This window comes from Streptomyces wedmorensis, from assembly GCF_000716445.1.
Classification (GTDB): Bacteria; Actinomycetota; Actinomycetes; order Streptomycetales; family Streptomycetaceae; genus Streptomyces; species Streptomyces wedmorensis.
Window position 1 is genome coordinate 1 of the sequence record NZ_JNWK01000189.1, and the last position, 319, is coordinate 319.

1 pseudogene is annotated in these 319 nt (G+C 68.3%); it reads left to right on the forward strand.

What is annotated here, in order from left to right:
- Positions 1 to 319, forward strand: a pseudogene (locus OO54_RS41060) (hypothetical protein); the annotation flags it as partial.

Consider the following 319-nt stretch of genomic DNA (forward strand, 5'->3'; position numbering starts at 1 on the left):
AGTCCCTTCCCCTCCTCGCCGGCCTGTCACGCTCCGAGCACGAGCAAGCCGACGCCTTTTTCGACCAGGTGCTGGGCGAACTCGGCCTGCTCCAGGAACACCCGGCAGACGCCCCGCCCCGCCCCTGTGAAGCGGCACGCTGGGAACTCGTCCGCTGGTGGCTCCAGTTGATCGTGAACGGCAGCCTGGCCCCCGGCGCTGGCGGTGACCTGATCACGTACGAAGGGTGGGGCGCGCGGCCCCACCCGAAGCGTCTCAAGCCACTGGTCAAAAAAACCGACGCCTACAACGACTGGGCGGCGATCCGACAGGGAGACCG